At 37.2% G+C, this 1,117-nt stretch carries 1 protein-coding gene and 1 pseudogene; both read left to right on the top strand.

The features are described 5' to 3' along the window. Window positions 1-51 precede the first annotated feature (51 nt). Window positions 52-288 (top strand): annotated as a pseudogene (locus tag IEY42_RS22790) (DUF8370 family protein); the annotation flags it as partial. Between the two features lie 63 nt (window positions 289-351). After that, on the top strand, window positions 352-1,089 hold the full coding sequence (locus IEY42_RS22115) for a DUF8371 domain-containing protein (RefSeq protein ID WP_229780263.1): 738 nt from the start codon (window positions 352-354) through the stop codon (window positions 1,087-1,089). Window positions 1,090-1,117: the final 28 nt, after the last annotated feature.

Here is a 1,117-nt window from a genome sequence, read left to right as displayed (position 1 = left end):
GAGTGACGATTTCAGAGAAGAGATTATTTTCGGTACTGGTCAAAAAGTGTAATCAGCCCCTGCAGTATTAGTGATTTCACTACGAATCTAATAAAGGGGTATATTTGTGAGTATACTCAAGAGTTTACTTTAAAATACGTAGACAAATCCAGATGCAAAAGGGTTAGCGTTAAACACGCTAACTTCGATTACAACACCAGAAGATGGAATGCTAAAGCATATACACTTCCATATATCGATGGGGATTTTGTTCTACTTACCCCGAAAGATATTCTTACCAAAGATGATGCTTGGATTAATAAACACGACATTATTGGTGACTTCGATGAGATCGCTGAATCAATACCAAATGTGGAACTCCGAGCACAAATAAATGAGTATCTTCTTCGCCAAATTCCTGAGCGTGCGAGTCAACGGGAAGTTAATGAGGCAATATCACAGACGCTCAGGAAGTTTCCAGTTCTTATCGATCATTATATTCGATTTAAAGAAGATCATGGAGATGAAGCTGTAGCTCTAAGTGAACAAAAAGTAAAAGAAACTGAGGCTATCTTTATTCTGCAAGTTACAAATCTCGTTGAAATGCTTAGAGCACAGAAAGTATTCTATTCACAAAAAGGCGATACTTTCGATGAAGCATACAATCGAGTTATGTTCCTTAAGCAGGTAATTGAAAGCAATGATGGTTATCGCTTATTTTATGTTAAAGGGGAGCCAGTAAAGAGAGAATCAGATTTACAGTTGATTTTTAGGCTCACTTGGTATGCGGCTGAAGATGACGTTAATGCTGAGGTAAACAATGGCCGAGGTCCTGTAGATTACAAGATTTCTAGGGGATCTAAAGATAGCACCTTGGTAGAGTTCAAGTTAGCAAGTAACAGTAAGCTTAAACAAAATTTAGCTAAGCAGGTAGAAGTATATAAAGCCGCGAATCAAACAAAGAAATCAATTAAAGTTATCTTGTATTTCACAGATTCAGAGCTAGTAAAAACTCTCAAAGCTCTAAAGGAACTGGAGCTTAACCAAAACAAAGGATTAGTTTTAATTGATGCTATGACCTGGTCAACTGAATTCGGTCACCCTAGTTAAGTTCGTTAAGCGACTTCTTTTATCTGCT

Origin of the sequence: Shewanella algicola, from assembly GCF_014648035.1 — a bacterium.
GTDB lineage: Bacteria > Pseudomonadota > Gammaproteobacteria > Enterobacterales > Shewanellaceae > Shewanella > Shewanella algicola.
This window is presented reverse-complemented; position numbering and strand designations above follow the sequence as displayed.